Below are 14538 nucleotides of genomic sequence, written 5' to 3' on the forward strand. Positions count from 1 at the left end.
GAATCAATGGAGGTCGGTATGGCAGGCACAGTCGTGGCCGCTGGCCGCCTCGGACAGGTTTTGCAGGATGGCGCAGTCTTGCGACGGCTGCGGCTGGTCGCACTGGTGGCGCAGGGTCACCAGTTGCTGCTGCAGGGTTTGCAAATTGGCCATCTGTTCGGCGATGCGCAGTATATGGTGGTCGAGCAATTCATTAACGCTCTGACAACCTTCGGCCGGATTGTTCTTAAATTCCAGCAAGGCGCGGATATCGGTCAGGCCGATCTGCAGCGAGCGGCAATGGCGGATGAATTGCAGCCGCTCCTGGTGCTCTTCCCTGTATTCGCGATAGCCGGCGCTGTTGCGGCCGGGCTCCTGCAGCAAGCCAGCCTTTTCATAGTAACGCACGGTTTCCACGTCACAATCTGTCCGTTTGGCTAGTTCTCCGATACGCATGGCATCCTCTTTTCATTCCAATCTGCAAATTCCGCTTGACCCTGTAGCGGCTACAGGGTTTCTAATGGAAGCATACACGAAACCGGAAGGACGCTGCGATGCCGCACGATACACACGCTCACGACGATGCTCATAGTCACGACCACGCTCACGGCCACGGGCCTGCCCCTGTACCGCAGGCTGCCGGCGCAAGCTGCTGCTCGCATCAGCATGCCTGTTCGGCAACGCCCGCGGCCCAGGCCGCTCCCGCCTTGCCCAGCACAGCCATTGATGGCGCGCACACGGCCAAATACCGCATCGCGAATATGGATTGCCCGACGGAAGAACGCTTGATCCGCAACAAGCTGGGTGGCATGGCGGGCGTCGTCGGCCTCGATTTCAACCTGATGAACCGCGTGCTCGACGTGCACCACACCCTGCCCTCGCTGGCCACGGTGGAGGCGGCCCTGCACGGCATCGGCATGCAGGCCGTGCCGATGGAAGCCGGCACCGCCATCGTGCGCGCCCCGAACGAGGGCAGCCTGAGCGGCATGCAAAAAGGCTTGCTGGTGGTGTCCGGCCTGGCCGCGGCCGGCGCCGAGGCGCTGGCGTGGACGACGCACGAAGACAGTTCGCCGCTGGTGATCGCCCTGGCCCTGCTGTCGATCGCCACGGGCGGCTGGCCGACCCTGAAAAAGGGCTGGATCGCCCTGAAAACGTTCACCCTGAATATCAATTTCCTGATGAGCCTAGCCGTGATCGGCGCCATCGCCATCGGCCAGTGGCCGGAAGCGGCCATGGTCATCTTCCTGTTCGCCATCGCCGAGCTGATCGAAGGCTTGTCCTTGAACCGCGCGCGCAACGCCGTGCAGAGCCTGATGCAGCTGGCGCCCGACGTGGCCACGGTGGCCGATGCCAGCGGTGCCTGGCAACAGGTGCCCGTGGCCACGGTCGCCATCGGCGCGGCCATGCGCGTGAAGCCGGGCGAGCGCATCGCCCTCGATGGCGTGGTGGCCAGCGGCGAGTCGTCCGTCAACCAGGCGCCGATCACGGGCGAAAGCATGCCGGTCGACAAGGCCGTGGGCGACGTCGTGTATGCGGGCACCATCAATGAACGGGGCGTGCTCGACGTCACGGTGACGGCCAACAGCGGCAACAGCACGCTGGCGCGCATCGTCAAGGTGATCGAGGAAACGCAGGGCAAGCAGGCGCCCACGCAGCGCTTCGTCGACCAGTTCGCCCGCTATTACACGCCGGCCGTGGTGGTGTTTGCCGTGCTGGTGGCCATCGTGCCGCCGTTGCTGCTGGGCCAGCCCTTCATGGCCTGGGTCTACAAGGCGCTGGTGATGCTGGTCATCGCCTGCCCGTGCGCGCTGGTCATTTCCACGCCGGTGACAGTGGTCAGCGGCCTGACGGCGGCCGCGCGGCGCGGCATCCTCGTGAAAGGCGGGCAATTCCTCGAGACCGGCTATCGCCTGAAGGCCATCGCCGTCGACAAGACGGGAACCTTGACCATGGGCAAACCGGCCGTCACGGACGTGGTGGCGCTGGCAGGCAGCAGCCGCGACGCAGTCTTGCTGCTGGCGGCCAGCCTGGACGCCCAGTCCGCGCACCCGCTGGCCGCCGCCATCGTCAAGGCCGGCCCGCCAGCCGGCAGCCACTTGCCGGTCAGCCAGTTTGCCGCCCTGAACGGACGCGGCGTGCAAGGCACGATGAACGGCCAGACGTATTACCTGGGCAATGCGCGCCTGATGACGGAACTCAAGGTGCTGACTCCTGAACTGCAAGCCATCCTGGCGCGTCTGGAACAGCAAGCCTACACGGCCATGGTGCTGGCGACGCCGGCCGGCGCGCTGGGCGTGATCGCCGTAGCCGATGTGCTGCGCCCGACGGCCGCGGCCGCCATCGCCCGCCTGAATGCGCTGGGCGTGACCACCGTCATGTTAACGGGCGATAATTTGCTGACGGCGCAGCGCATCGGTGCCGAGGTCGGCGTCAGCCTGGTGAAGGCGGAATTGCTGCCGGAAAACAAGCTCGATGAAATCAAGGCCTTGCAGCAGCAGTTTGGCGTCGTCGCCATGCTCGGCGACGGCGTCAACGATGCGCCGGCCCTGGCGCAGGCCGACATCGGCTTCGCCATGGGCGCGGCCGGCAGCGACACGGCCATCGAGACGGCCGACGTCGCCCTGATGGACGATGAACTGGGCAAATTGCCCGAATTCATCAGCCTGAGCCAGCGCACGAGCAGCATCCTCGTGCAAAACATCAGCTTTGCCATCGGCATCAAGGCCGTCTTCTTCGGCCTGGCGCTGGCCGGCATGGCGACCTTGTGGATGGCCGTGTTCGCCGACGTGGGCGCCAGCCTGCTGGTGGTGGCAAACGGCTTGCGCCTGCTGCGTGGCAGCAAGGCCAAATAAATCCACGTGGAAAACTTTCCATCTGGACAATTGGTGTAAAAAACGCTACTTTGGCGGCTGTTCTCCACCGCAGCCAAAGTAGCCGATGACCCCTCTGTACCGCCGCGCCATCCTGTCCGTCCTGCTGGCCGCGCCGCTGGCCGGCAAGGCAGCCCCCCTGCTTTTCACGCCCTGCTCCGACACGGCCGTCCCCGGCAGCCTGTGCTCGGGCTTGAACGTGCCCGGCAGCTATGACGAACAGGGCCGCGCCGTCGGCGACAACGATGCCATGCATGTATTCGTGCGCAAGATCGCCGCCGACGTGCCTGCCGGCAAGCCCGCCAGGGGCACGCTGTGGCTGGTGGCGGGCGGGCCCGGCGAGTCGGGCGCTTCGTTCTACAATTTGCTGCCCACCTTGCGCCGCGGCTTTCCCGGCTTTGAATTCCTGATCCCCGACCATCGCGGCACCGGCCATTCTTCGCGCCTGTGCAAGGTGGAGGAGTCCGAACGCAGTCCGGGCGGCCGCGCCCTGGCCGGCGCCGAATGGGCCAGCTGCTTTGCCGGCATCAAGCTGATGCCGGAGTACGCGCACCAGTTTTCCATCACCACGGCCGCGCGCGACCTGAAGGCCCTGCTCGAGGGCCAGCGTGCAGCCAAAGGCAAACAGCCGCCCGTGTATGTATACAGTGTGTCGTACGGCACGCAGCTGGTCTTGCGCGCCTTGCAGCTGGGACCATTGCCCGTCAACGGCGTCATCCTCGACTCGCTGGTGCCGCCGCAAACGGATGCGCGCTGGGACTTGAGCCAGCGCTCGCAGGTGGTCGATGCCGTGGGCAGGCAGGTGCTGGCCCGCTGCGATGCGGATCCCGCTTGCCACGCGGCACTGGGGGAGCCGGCCGAGACGCTGTACCGCCGCGTGCTGGACAAGGCGCAGGCCGATTCGGCCGTGCTGGCGCAGGTTCCCGGCAAGAACCTGAAAAACTTCCTGGGCGGCATGCTCGACGTGCCGGCCGCGCGCGCCCGCATTCCCTACCTGTTGCGTGACCTCGACCAGGGCGGCGACCCGGAACTGGCGGCCGTGCGCGCCACCCTGAACGTGGCGGCGGCCAGCCTGGGCAGCTATCCGCAGTCGCCGCTGTCGATTCCGCTGGTGAGCATCATCAGCAATTCGGAAAACAATCTGCAGCCCTCGCTGCGGCCCACCCTGGCAGCCGTCGACATCGACCGCGAAGACGCCGATTTGTTGTTTACCAGCCCGCTGCCGCGCATCCTGCTCGCTGGCGGCCTGCCCACCTATCCGCGCGACCGCTATTTCGGCGCCTTGCCGGAAAACATGCCGCCAACCCTGGTGCTGCACGGCACCCTGGATCCGAAGACGCCCTATGCGGGCGCGCAGGCGCAGGTGAGCGCCCTGACGCAGCGCAAGGCCGGCAAGGTGGCCTTGTCCACGATCAGGAATGCGCCGCATTTCATCCTGTGGACGGCGCCCGCCTGCTTCGAGCAGGCGAGCCTGCGCTTTATCGCTGGCAAGCCGGCACACGATTGCACGCTGTAGTTTCCTGCCTTCACACCATATAAAGGTCCATATGCGCAAGACTTGCCTGGCATTCCTGCTGTTTTCCTCTCTCGGCCTGGCGCACGCGGCGCCGGCCCCCGCGTGCCCCTCGCCCGCGCAGCCTGTGCGCGAGCAAGGCTATGTGCCGATCAATGGCATCGAGCAATGGATCACGATCACGGGCGCGCGCTGCGGCAATCCCGTGATCCTGTTCATCCATGGCGGCCCCGGCAACCCGCTGAGCCCGTTCGCGGACGCCATCTATGGCAGCTGGCAACAGGATTACACCCTGGTGCAGTGGGACCAGCGCGGCGCGGGCATGACCTATACGCAGCAGCGGCCGACGGAGGATACGCCCCTGAGCCTGGAGCAGATGCGCGACGACGGCATTGCCGTGGCCCGTTATCTGCAGCAGCACCTGGGCCAGCAAAAGGTCATCCTGATGGGCAGTTCCTGGGGCTCCATCCTCGGCACCTACATGGCCAAGGCGCGACCGGAGCTGTTCCATGCCTATGTCGGCACGGCGCAGGTGGTCGATGCGCAGCAGAACATGGCCGATATGTATGGCCGCGTCCTTGCGCTGGCGCAGGCGGCAAACGATGGCCCGACGGTGGACAAACTGGCGGCGCTGGGCCTGCCGCCGTGGCGCGATCCGCGCAATTTCGGCATCCTGCGCCGCTTCGACCGCAAGTACGAGGCGCTGGTGACGGATGCGCCGCCGAAACACTGGTGGCAGCCGGCCCCGTTCTACGCCACGCCGCAGGCGCTGGCCGACGCCGAGGCGGCCGACGATTATTCCTACATCCAGTTCATCGGCATGCGCGGCGACGGCATGTTTTCCAAGGTGGCCCTGCCCGCGCTGGGCACGCGTTTTGAGCTGCCCGTCTTCCTCGTGATGGGCGAGGAAGACTTGCTGACCTCCGCCCCCATTGCGCGCGCGTATTTCGACAGCATCACGGCGCCGCACAAGAGTTTTACATTGGTGAAACGGGCCGGACACGACCCCAACCAGGCCGTGCTCGACGCCCAGTGGCGCATCTTGCGCGAGCAGGTGGCGCCGCTGCTGCGCTAAGCCTACTGCTAGCCCGGATGGCAACCGGCCCGCCGTTTGCGCGGCGGGCCGGTATGGATGGCGGTCGCTCCGACCCTGCCAGATCAAGCCATGGCGCGGGTGGCGCGACGCGCCTTCAGGTGCAGGTAGCGGATGGTCGCGGCGGCCGCGATCAGGATGGCCGAGGCCGTGGCCAGCACGACGATGAACGCCTTGTCGAAGGCCGAGCGGGCCAGTTCCGACACTTGCAAGCCCAGTTCGGCCGGCAATTGCTCGGCGGCCAGCAGTGCCGCATCGAGGGTGTCATGGGCGTTCGGCAGCAGGCCCGCGCTTTCCGGGATCACCAGGGTGGCGCTGTAGACGGCCGACAGGATGGTGCCCAGCACCGTCACGCCGATCACGGCGCCCAGCTCGTACGATACTTCCTCGATCGAGGCGGCCATGCCGGCCTGTTGCGGCGCCACGTTCAGCATCACGGCGCTCGAGGCGGCCGTCATCACGGCACCGAGGCCCAGGCCCAGGATCACCAGGCTGGCCACCTGGGCCGAAACGGCGGCGTCATGCAGCAGCAGATAGCTGGCCATGCCGATGCCGGACAGCAGCAGCGAACCCCACAAGACCTTGGCCTTGTCGGCGCGCGGCAGCATGAAACCCGTCAAGGGACCGGCAAACACGGACGCCAGCGGCAGCGGCAACAGCAGCAAGCCCGCTTCCAGCGGCGACAGTTCGCGCACCAGCTGCATGTGCTGGCTCAGCGCCAGTTCCATGCCGATCAGGGCGGCGGACGCCACCATGGCGGCGGCCACGGCGCTCGAGAACGGCAGTTCGCGGAACAGGGCGAAGTCGATCAGCGGCTTGGACTGGCGCTCCTGGCGACGCACGAACTTCAGCATGAAGAAGGCGCCCACGGCGAACGAGGCGGCGGCCAGCGCATACGACGGCTGCGACTTGCCCAGCTCCTTGATCGCGTACACGCCACCAAGCAGACCCATCATGATTTGCAGGGAGCCGACCAGGTCCCACGGCTTGTCGCGGTTACCGGCCCGTTTCGGCAGGATGACGGCGGCCAGCACCAGGGTCAGCACGACGATGGGCACGTTGATCAGAAAGACCGAACCCCACCAGAAATGCTCCATCAGGAAGCCGCCGAGCACGGGGCCGAACGCGGCGCCGCCCGAGGCGATGGCGGCCCACACGCCGATGGCGAACGAGCGCTCGCGGTTATCGGTAAACGTCAGGCGGATGATGGACAAAGTGGCCGGCATCATCAATGCGGCGCCGATGGCCAGCAGCACGCGGGCAAAGATCAGCCATTCGGCCGCCGGCGAAAACGCGGCGCTCAGCGAGGCGATGCCGAACACGGCCAGGCCGGCGAGGAAGACGGGTTTGTGGCCCAGGCGATCGCCAAGGGTGCCGAGGCCGGGCAACAGACCGGAGACGACCAGCGCGTACACGTTGATGATCCACAGTTTTTGCGAGGAAGTGGCCTGCAAGTCGCGCGTCAGCGCGGGCAAGGCGGTGTAGAGCACGGTCATGTCGACCACGATCAGGAACAGGGCGCTGGAGACGATGGCCAGCGTCAGCCATTTTTTCATTGAATGCATGGGTAACTCATTGCTTTATAGTTTAACTTTTAACAACTGTCTGTTTGGATGAATTTGGTGCTGCGCAAATATTTGCGTTCCAGGCTGCCACGGGCCTGGGCTGGTCGGGGGCGGCGGGCGTCAGCCACGGTCGCCATCCTTGTCATCCACGGCGGCCGAAACCGCGACGGCATCGAGTTCGCGCAGCATGACGACGGACACCTGCTTGAAGCCGCGGCCCTGGAAGAATTGTTGCGCCGTCAGGTTGTGCGCGCCGCATTCGAGGAACAGGCGGGCGATGCCGTGGCTGCGCAGTTCGGTCGCCACCCATTCCACCAGCAGGCTGCCGATGCCGCTGCCGCGCACGGAGGGCAGCAAGACCAGGTCGTCCAGCGCGGCGAACGATTTCGAGGCGCGCTGGCGCGTGTCGATGGAGACGAGCGCCATGCCGACGATGGCCTCGCCCGCCGTGGCGACGGCCAGCAGGGTCGAATCGCCATGCTCCCAGTCGTGCGACAGGGCGGCGCGGATTTCGCCGCGTATGACCTCGGGCAAGTCCGCGCGCCAGTTGCCGGGCGCATCGGCGCGCTCGCCCTGCAGCTCCGAATGGGAGATATAGTCGGCGCTGACGTTGTCAAGGTAGAGCTTGCACAGCGCGTCTTCGGCGGTGGCGTCGTGACACCAGCTGAAGCTGATGGCTGGGGTACTGGCTTGAGCGTTTTTCATGGCGGATCTCGTGTTATTGAATGTAAAACACATTTTATGTCGCCCCTGAATGGCATTCAAGTTAAAATCCATCTGTAAAACAGATAGGTTGATGCCATGCAATGGACTTTGGAACAAATGCGCTACTTCGAAGCGGCCGTCGCGGCCGGCTCTTTCTCGGGCGCGGCACGCCGGCTGGGCCGCGCGCAATCGGTGGTGAGCACCTCGATCGGCTTGCTGGAAGCGGAATTCGGCGTGGAACTGTTCGACCGCTCGCGCCGCAGCGCCGTGCTGACGGAGGCGGGCAAGGTGATGCACCTGGAAGCATGCGAACTGCTGCGCCAGGCCGAACGGCTGCAGCTGCGGGCCCAGCTGCTGAGTGCGGCGCCCGAAGCGCAGCTGACCCTGGCGCTGGACGAAGCCCTGCCCTACCTGGCCATCGGCACCCTGGTCAAGGAACTGGCGGCGCGCTACCCGGCGCTGGAGCTGGTGATGCTCAACGCCACGGCGTCCGAGGTGGCGCAATACGTGGAGCAGCAGCAAGCCGACGTGGCCTTCCACTTCGACCGCGGTCCCATCTCGCCCGTGCTGGAGCAGCAGCACATCGGCAGCGTGGCGCAAGGCGTGTTCGTGGCAAAAGGCCACCCGATGGCGCACGGCCAGGAAGTGAGCCGCAACGAGCTGACCCGCTACCGCCAGCTGATCATGGATTCCGAGCTGAACCGCGAACACGCGTTCAGCCCCGCCGTCTGGTTTTCCGACAGTTTTTATAGCATCGCGGAAATGGTCGCGGACGAGCTAGGCTGGGCCATCCTGCCCCTGAACATCGCCAACTACGACAATTACAAGGGCTACTTGCAGGAAGTGCCCTGCCCCGCCCTGGCCCTGTCGCGCCTGCCAGTGCGGCGGCTCTCGATCCATGGGAAGAAGCTGAGTGAGACGAGCTTGTGGCTGACGACGCGGCTGGCGGAATTGCTGCTCGACGGGCCGCGCGGATGATATTTTTTGGCAATAATGACGGCAGGACGGAGAATGCGCCGCGCATTGCCTGTTCCATGACCGATTCAATGACCTATTGATATGAAAGGATTTGCATGATTAGCAGCATGGTCGTCGGCAAGTGGTTCGACATGGCGAAAGACGATGCCGTGGAAATTGATGCTGCCGACATCAATCACGAAGCGATGAGCAATATGTGGCGCTTTTCGCCCACGGACGAGGAAACGCCGGAGATCACCGCGGCGGATATGCGCGCGTTCATCAGCAAGCTGGTGGCGGCGCGCAGCAGCGCGCTCGCTGGCGAGGAGATGCTGTTCTATTGCTGGCACGATGCGCAATGCCGGCAGCTGCGCTTCAGCCTGGTCTCGCGCGCGCATGGCCGGCTGCCGTTTCGCTGCGAAGTGCGCGAAACGCAGGATCTGGCGCTGATCGTCGACCGCGTGGTGGACGGGGACTGGCACAACGAAGACTATATGCAGGCCCCGCAGGAGGACGGCGACGCGCAGGAGCCAGCGCCGTTCATCCTGCCCGTATTTGTCGTGCCGGTGCCCTAGGAATCAGCGCGGCACAGGGTCTTTACGTCATTTACGCCAGGAAACGCGCAGGCCGGCAGGCGCTCAACGCTGCCGCTGGCTGGCCATCGACGATTTCCTCGCTGACAAGTTGCCCCACGATCGCCGCCAGCACGACGCCCGGATGCATGGCGCACACATACGCGCCGTCCATTTGCGGCAGGTAGCCGATGACGGGAATGCCGTCGGCGGGCATGGGCCGCAGGCCGATGGAGGCCAGTTCCGGCTCGATCGCATCGGCGCCCGCCAGTTCATCGCGGATGGCGCCGGCCGTGCGCTGCGCCATGGCCGCGGGCTGGTTTTCCGGCGTGTCGTCCAGATAGTCTTCCGCCGCCAGCAAGCCGCCATCGGCGCCCTGCCGCACTTCCATGGCATGGCTGGAGATGATGCTGCGCACCAGCCCGGGCGGCGCCTTGTAGCGCATGAAGATGGCGGGCGAGGCGTGTATCGGCAGGTTCACGTTCAATTTTTCCGCCAGGCTGGCCGTGGCCGCGCCGGCCGCCAGCACCACCACATCGGCGGCGAGGAGGCCGCTGCCCGTGTCCACGCCCGTCACCCGCCCATCCTGGACGGTAAAACCCAGCACCGGCGTGTGCGTGCGGAGCGTCGCGCCATGGGATACGGCCGCCGCCAGCAAGGCATGCGTGGCGGCCACCGCATCGAGGGCGCCATGCCCGGCTTCGTACACGGCCTGCGGCGGCGGCTTCTTCAGATGTGGTTCCAGCCGCGCAATCTGCGCGCTGTCCAGCAGCATGGACGAGGACGACGGTGCCCTGCCCTCGTCCGTGCCATACGACAAGGCGCCCGTCCAGCGCACTTGCAGCCCGGGCACCTGGGTTTCCAGGCGACGGTAAGCGGCAATGGCCGCGCCGCGCAAGGCGGCAATCGGATCCGGTCCCGAATACGCGGTGTTAATCCAGGCGAATGAGGTAGCCGTCACGCCCGAAGCGATGCCGCCCGCCTCGACGACCGTGACCTGCGCGCCCTTGCTGGACAGGTGATACGCGAGCGACGCCCCGACGATGCCGGCGCCGATGACGATGATATTTTTAGGGCCCTCATGACGCATATACGCTTGCCTTTATTGATTGTTGGATGCTTTGCCGGGTACCGTCCCGAGCGCGGATTATAGCGTTGGCTGGTGGCAAGCTCGTTCGCTGAACACCTATAAATTGTCGCGGATCAATTCGCCACCGATGGCCAGGCCGATGGCGGCACCGAACGATGGCGCTCCAGCGGGTCGAGGTCGCCGAAATGGATGCAACGGCCAGCTGGATACGGCGACGCGCGCTAGTCGGGCAGGAAACCATGGGGCCGCCGTCCCAGCCGATGGCCACGACCTGGCGTCCCAGATAGCGCTCGATATGCATTCCATCTCTCTCAATGTGTGACACGATATTCTGCCCGCCTCGTGTTGACATATTTCACTTGTTTTATTACGCATACGTAGTAGTATACTCCGCATGCGTACCAATATCCCCACCCCATCCGACAGCACCGAAAACGTCGATGCTGCTGCCTGCCCGCTGGGCGAGCGCTCGCCGCGCCTGTTCAACCTGCTCAACCTGGCGCGCCAGAACCTGTTTCGCTCGGCCGATGCCGTATTCACCAGCGAACTCGGTTACTCCGGCACGCAAGTGGTGGCCCTGTTCGCCCTGAAGGGCGAGGAAGGCTGCCAGCTGAAGGACCTGGGGCGGGCGTTGCAACTGAAAAACTCGGCCGTCACGGGGCTGGTGGCGCGCATGGAAGAAAACGGCCTCATCGTGCGCGGCCAGTCGGCGCTCGACGCCCGTGCCGGCACTTTGCACATGTCGCCCAAGGGCGGCGCCGTGCTGGCCGACGCCCTGCCCCTGCTCGACAGCCTGAACGAACAACTGAAAGCGGGTTTCAGCGAAGCGGAACTGGCCATCGTCGCCCGCTTCCTGCTGCATGCCTCGCGCCTGCGTTTCGCGCAGGATATCTGAATTTCCATCCGTCACCACCCACAGGAGTCACCCATGCATCCGAACGACATGACAGGCTTGCAACTCATGCAAGCTTTCGCCCAGGGCCTGTTTCCCCGTCCCGGCATTTCCAAGACCATGCCCATGGACGCGCAAACGGTCGAGCACGGCCGCGTCATCTTCACGGCCACGGCAAATGACAACCACACCAATCCCATGGGCGGCGTGCACGGCGGTTTCGCCGCCACCGTGCTCGACACGGTCACGGGTTGCGCCACGCACACCGTCTTGCCGGCCGGCGAAAGCTACGGCACGACGGACCTGAACATCAAGATGTGCCGTCCCCTGCCCTTCAACGTGACGCTCTATGCCGAGGGCAAGGTCATCAATGCGGGCCGCAACCTGGTCATTTCCGAAGGCGCCATCCGCGACGAGGCCGGCAAACTCTATGCGCACGCGACGGCCACCTGCATGATCATCCGCCCGCGGGAGCAAGCCGCCGCATGATACGGCCAGGCACCATCGAGGAAGCCTGGCAGGTGCTGCGGGCGATCCCCGAATTCGAGCAGCCGCGCACCGTGGCGCAGCTGCGGCAGCGGCTGCCCGCCGATGCGCTGATCCTCATCGCCGAGGAAGACACCGGGCCCGCCGGCTGCAAGCTGGCCTACCGCGCCGACGACGGCTCCTTATATAGCTGGCTCGGCGGCGTGTTGCCCGCGCATCGCAAGACGGGGCTGGCGCAGCGCCTGCTGGAATACCAGGAAGCATGGGCCGGCGCGCATGGTTATCCGGCCGTCACGGTGAAATCGATGAACCGCTATCCCGCCATGCTGCGCCTGCTGATCCGCAACGGCTATCGGATATGCGCCGTCGAGGACTTTGGCGACGTGGCCAGGGAGCGTATCCATCTCATCAAGCCGTTGTCTTAGTGATCCATGGTTCTTGAAAAAGAAGCGGTGGAGCATGGTGGGGCCCTGGGTGGCTTGCCCGACGCCTGGTGTGCGATTTCGTCATTGCCTGATCCAGCGACGGCATCGGGTTTGCCCCGTCTGTCTCCCTGTCCTGCAGAGTCTGCTGCTGAGCTCAAGCTGGCCTTGCATCTCCATAACGGACGTCACAGGATGACATGTCCCTGGCGGCATCACGCCAAATAGATGCATGCCCCGAGCGCCTAGTGAATCGCCACCCGTCGCTTAAGCGCGGCAAGCATCCCTACTTTGTCGACCGTCGTCGTTCGGCCACATCATTCTCCATACCTTAATATGTCAATTTGACGCCCAGTTCACCTTGGACACCCAGGAGGCAACATGACAGTTAAGCGAATGGACAACGTCGGCATCGTGGTCGAGGACATCGATGCCACCATTGAGTTCTTCACCGAACTTGGGCTCGTTCTCGAAGGGCGCGCCCCGGTTGAGGGAAACTGGGCAGATGGCGTCACCGGACTGCACGGCATGCGCGTCGAGATTGCCATGATGCGTACGCCGGACGGTCACAGCCGTCTCGAGTTATCGCGTTTCCTCGCGCCACCCGTGGTCGCCGATCACCGCAACGCGCCAGTGAACGCGCTCGGTTACCTGCGCGTCATGTTTACCGTCGAGGATATCGACGATACGCTCGACCGGCTCGTCAAACGCGGCGCAAAGCTAGTGGGCGAAGTCGTCCAGTATGAAAACATGTATCGGCTCTGCTATATCCGTGGGCCCGAAGGGATCCTCCTCGGGCTTGCCGAACAGCTGCAGCAGACGATGTCCTGAGGCAATCCCGCAGGACGAAGAGCACCAAAGGAGGGGCGTCCAAGCCGTTAATGCCGCAGGCCGGCGCGAAAAGCCGCGCAGGTACGATGACTTATGCGTTGCAGGCGTCTGCTTTGGGGCGAAGAAACAAGTAGACATCCATGGCGCGAACAGTCGGCTACTCGCCCTGTTCGCCGCCTGACTGATGCAATCGTGGGGCGTTGACCGATCTCCTGGGTGACTGCGCCGATTTCGCAGACCGCGCATCCGCCATGAGCGAGGAGCCGGTTTTCATCAAGCGCTCCCCAACTCCTTCCTCTGCCGGAGCTGCGCCGCCAGGTTTTGCTGGGCGTCCTCAAGCGGCCGGCTTCTTCTTCGCCTTCAACAAACTGCCGGCCGCATTGTCTTCGAAGCGCCCCGCCTCTTCTATATAGCCATGCACGGTGCCGTCGTGGCGCCAGCCGCCCTGGCGCTTGATGGACTGGAAGTCGGCGCCGGCCCGGTGCGCGCTGGTGGCCATGCCGCGACGCAGGCTGTGGCTCGACAGTTCCGGTACGTAATCGAGTCCCGCCAGCTTCGCGCAGCCATCGAGTATCGTATTGATGCTGCCCGCGTGCAGCCCTTGCGCACTCACGTGGCCCCATTGATTGACGGGGCGCAAGAGCGGCCCCGTGCGGATGTGCGCGGCCGCCAGCCAGGCGCGCAAGGCCGTGGCCGGGCAGCAGACGCCGTCGCCAAACGGAATCGCCTTGACGATGCCCTCGCCCAATTGATCCGTCTTCGAGCGCGGCAAGGTGATCACCATGCCCTGCGGCTCCCAGCCGACATCTGCCAGCTGCAATCCCGCCAGTTCGCTGCGCCGGAAGCCGCCAAAAAATCCCAGTTGCAGCAAGGCGCTGTCGCGCAGGGCCTTGACGCTGCCCAATGCGTGCAACTGCGCCACGATCCGTTCCAGGTCTTCCAGCGGCAAGGCCTTGGCCTTCCTTTTCGGCTTGCCGTGCAGGCGCGCGATGCCGGCCAGGGTCTTGCGCACGGTCGGCGTGGACGCGGGGTCGGCAAAGCCCTGGTACGCATGCCATTGCGACAGGGCCGTCAGGCGCAAGGCCAGGGTGCGCGCGTTCAGACTGTCCGCATACGCCATGAGGTAGCGGATGACGGCGGACTCATCGGCGGGCAGCGCCCCGCCCCACGTCTGGAAGTGGCGAATGGCCGAGCGGTAGCTGCGGCGCGTGTTGTCCGAGGTCGCGGCGGCGAGAAACGCCTGGTGGCGTGCGGCCAGCTCGGCATCGACCAAAGCGCCATGTGCCGGGGCCATGGCGGTGACAGCGGGCGCCAGGGGCTCCGGCGCGGTTTTCGGCAAGGCGGCACGGCGTTTCGGGAGGGGCAGATCGGGCATGGATGGGCTGAAATCACGCTGTTGTACTGGAAGGATCACAGAATACCATGCGCAACACCCCCATAACACGCGATAAGCAATCTTATCGCGACTTATTCCTTATAAAAATTCGTAAAATTTATATCGTAATATTATTCGATATTACGTATCATGTAATACGTTACTAAATTTAGCTCATAGGTGATTTC

General features: G+C 64.7%; 14 protein-coding genes. 9 read left to right on the forward strand and 5 right to left on the reverse strand.

Annotated elements, in window-relative coordinates; translation table 11 throughout:
- Positions 1-3: 3 nt before the first annotated feature.
- The gene (gene cadR / locus O0880_RS12590; protein ID WP_071323636.1) at positions 4-435 is read right to left on the reverse strand and encodes a Cd(II)/Pb(II)-responsive transcriptional regulator; all 432 of its coding nucleotides are present in this window, start codon (positions 433-435) and stop codon (positions 4-6) included.
- 98 nt (positions 436-533) lie between these two features.
- Between cadR and O0880_RS12595 the strand changes: the two genes are divergently transcribed.
- The 3 genes from O0880_RS12595 to O0880_RS12605 all read left to right on the forward strand — a co-directional run bounded on the left by O0880_RS12595 (position 534) and on the right by O0880_RS12605 (position 5437).
- Positions 534-2831, forward strand: a complete 2298-nt coding sequence (locus O0880_RS12595) for a heavy metal translocating P-type ATPase (protein WP_289886746.1) — start codon at positions 534-536, stop codon at positions 2829-2831.
- Positions 2832-2916: 85 nt separating this feature from the next.
- Positions 2917-4365 (forward strand): alpha/beta hydrolase, encoded by a 1449-nt coding sequence (locus tag O0880_RS12600; RefSeq protein WP_289886747.1) that lies wholly within the window; start codon positions 2917-2919, stop codon positions 4363-4365.
- Between the two features lie 31 nt (positions 4366-4396).
- Positions 4397-5437 carry an alpha/beta hydrolase gene (locus tag O0880_RS12605; RefSeq protein WP_289886748.1) on the forward strand — a complete coding sequence of 347 codons (1041 nt, stop codon included), beginning with the start codon at positions 4397-4399 and terminating at the stop codon, positions 5435-5437.
- An 83-nt stretch (positions 5438-5520) separates the two neighbouring features.
- On the opposite strand, the gene O0880_RS12610 is transcribed toward O0880_RS12605, so the two are convergent.
- The gene (locus tag O0880_RS12610; protein WP_289887355.1) at positions 5521-7011 is read right to left on the reverse strand and encodes an MFS transporter; all 1491 of its coding nucleotides are present in this window, start codon (positions 7009-7011) and stop codon (positions 5521-5523) included.
- Positions 7012-7140: 129 nt separating this feature from the next.
- Positions 7141-7725 (reverse strand): GNAT family N-acetyltransferase, encoded by a 585-nt coding sequence (locus tag O0880_RS12615; protein WP_289886749.1) that lies wholly within the window; start codon positions 7723-7725, stop codon positions 7141-7143.
- A gap of 96 nt (positions 7726-7821) precedes the next feature.
- Between O0880_RS12615 and O0880_RS12620 the strand changes: the two genes are divergently transcribed.
- Positions 7822-8703, forward strand: coding sequence for a LysR family transcriptional regulator (locus O0880_RS12620; RefSeq protein ID WP_071323640.1), 882 nt, complete (start codon positions 7822-7824; stop codon positions 8701-8703).
- Between the two features lie 95 nt (positions 8704-8798).
- The gene (locus tag O0880_RS12625; protein WP_289886750.1) at positions 8799-9257 is read left to right on the forward strand and encodes a hypothetical protein; all 459 of its coding nucleotides are present in this window, start codon (positions 8799-8801) and stop codon (positions 9255-9257) included.
- 31 nt (positions 9258-9288) lie between these two features.
- Here the strand turns inward: O0880_RS12625 and O0880_RS12630 are convergent, their stop codons facing one another.
- Positions 9289-10344, reverse strand: a complete 1056-nt coding sequence (locus O0880_RS12630) for an FAD-binding oxidoreductase (protein ID WP_289886751.1) — start codon at positions 10342-10344, stop codon at positions 9289-9291.
- Positions 10345-10738: 394 nt separating this feature from the next.
- Here O0880_RS12630 and O0880_RS12635 point away from each other — a divergent pair, with 394 nt between their 5' ends.
- The 4 genes from O0880_RS12635 to O0880_RS12650 all read left to right on the forward strand — a co-directional run bounded on the left by O0880_RS12635 (position 10739) and on the right by O0880_RS12650 (position 12975).
- Complete coding sequence (locus O0880_RS12635; protein WP_083411801.1) at positions 10739-11239, forward strand: MarR family winged helix-turn-helix transcriptional regulator; 501 nt, start codon at positions 10739-10741, stop codon at positions 11237-11239.
- Positions 11240-11272: 33 nt separating this feature from the next.
- Positions 11273-11725, forward strand: a complete 453-nt coding sequence (locus O0880_RS12640; protein WP_289886753.1) for a PaaI family thioesterase — start codon at positions 11273-11275, stop codon at positions 11723-11725.
- A complete protein-coding gene (locus O0880_RS12645; RefSeq protein WP_289886754.1) occupies positions 11722-12147 on the forward strand; it encodes a GNAT family N-acetyltransferase in 426 nt (141 codons plus the stop codon). Before O0880_RS12640 ends, O0880_RS12645 begins: the two co-directional genes overlap by 4 nt.
- A 378-nt stretch (positions 12148-12525) precedes the next feature.
- Entirely contained in the window at positions 12526-12975 is a 450-nt protein-coding gene (locus O0880_RS12650) for a VOC family protein (protein ID WP_289886755.1), read from the forward strand.
- A 334-nt stretch (positions 12976-13309) separates the two neighbouring features.
- Here O0880_RS12650 and O0880_RS12655 read toward each other — a convergent pair whose 3' ends face one another.
- Complete coding sequence (locus tag O0880_RS12655) at positions 13310-14350, reverse strand: tyrosine-type recombinase/integrase (protein ID WP_289886756.1); 1041 nt, start codon at positions 14348-14350, stop codon at positions 13310-13312.
- Positions 14351-14538 lie beyond the last annotated feature (188 nt).

This window comes from Janthinobacterium sp. SUN118, from assembly GCF_030397695.1.
Taxonomy (GTDB): Bacteria; Pseudomonadota; Gammaproteobacteria; order Burkholderiales; family Burkholderiaceae_D; genus Janthinobacterium.

Coding starts and splice junctions, on each gene's coding strand:
- O0880_RS12600 (WP_289886747.1), top strand. CDS start 2,917: ATGACCCCTCTGTACCGCCGCGCCATCCTGTCCGTCCTGCTGGCCGCG.
- O0880_RS12595 (WP_289886746.1), top strand. CDS start 534: ATGCCGCACGATACACACGCTCACGACGATGCTCATAGTCACGACCAC.
- O0880_RS12620 (WP_071323640.1), top strand. CDS start 7,822: ATGCAATGGACTTTGGAACAAATGCGCTACTTCGAAGCGGCCGTCGCG.
- O0880_RS12630 (WP_289886751.1), bottom strand. CDS start 10,344: ATGCGTCATGAGGGCCCTAAAAATATCATCGTCATCGGCGCCGGCATC.
- O0880_RS12635 (WP_083411801.1), top strand. CDS start 10,739: ATGCGTACCAATATCCCCACCCCATCCGACAGCACCGAAAACGTCGAT.
- cadR (WP_071323636.1), bottom strand. CDS start 435: ATGCGTATCGGAGAACTAGCCAAACGGACAGATTGTGACGTGGAAACC.
- O0880_RS12615 (WP_289886749.1), bottom strand. CDS start 7,725: ATGAAAAACGCTCAAGCCAGTACCCCAGCCATCAGCTTCAGCTGGTGT.
- O0880_RS12605 (WP_289886748.1), top strand. CDS start 4,397: ATGCGCAAGACTTGCCTGGCATTCCTGCTGTTTTCCTCTCTCGGCCTG.
- O0880_RS12650 (WP_289886755.1), top strand. CDS start 12,526: ATGACAGTTAAGCGAATGGACAACGTCGGCATCGTGGTCGAGGACATC.
- O0880_RS12625 (WP_289886750.1), top strand. CDS start 8,799: ATGATTAGCAGCATGGTCGTCGGCAAGTGGTTCGACATGGCGAAAGAC.
- O0880_RS12655 (WP_289886756.1), bottom strand. CDS start 14,350: ATGCCCGATCTGCCCCTCCCGAAACGCCGTGCCGCCTTGCCGAAAACC.
- O0880_RS12645 (WP_289886754.1), top strand. CDS start 11,722: ATGATACGGCCAGGCACCATCGAGGAAGCCTGGCAGGTGCTGCGGGCG.
- O0880_RS12640 (WP_289886753.1), top strand. CDS start 11,273: ATGCATCCGAACGACATGACAGGCTTGCAACTCATGCAAGCTTTCGCC.
- O0880_RS12610 (WP_289887355.1), bottom strand. CDS start 7,011: ATGAAAAAATGGCTGACGCTGGCCATCGTCTCCAGCGCCCTGTTCCTG.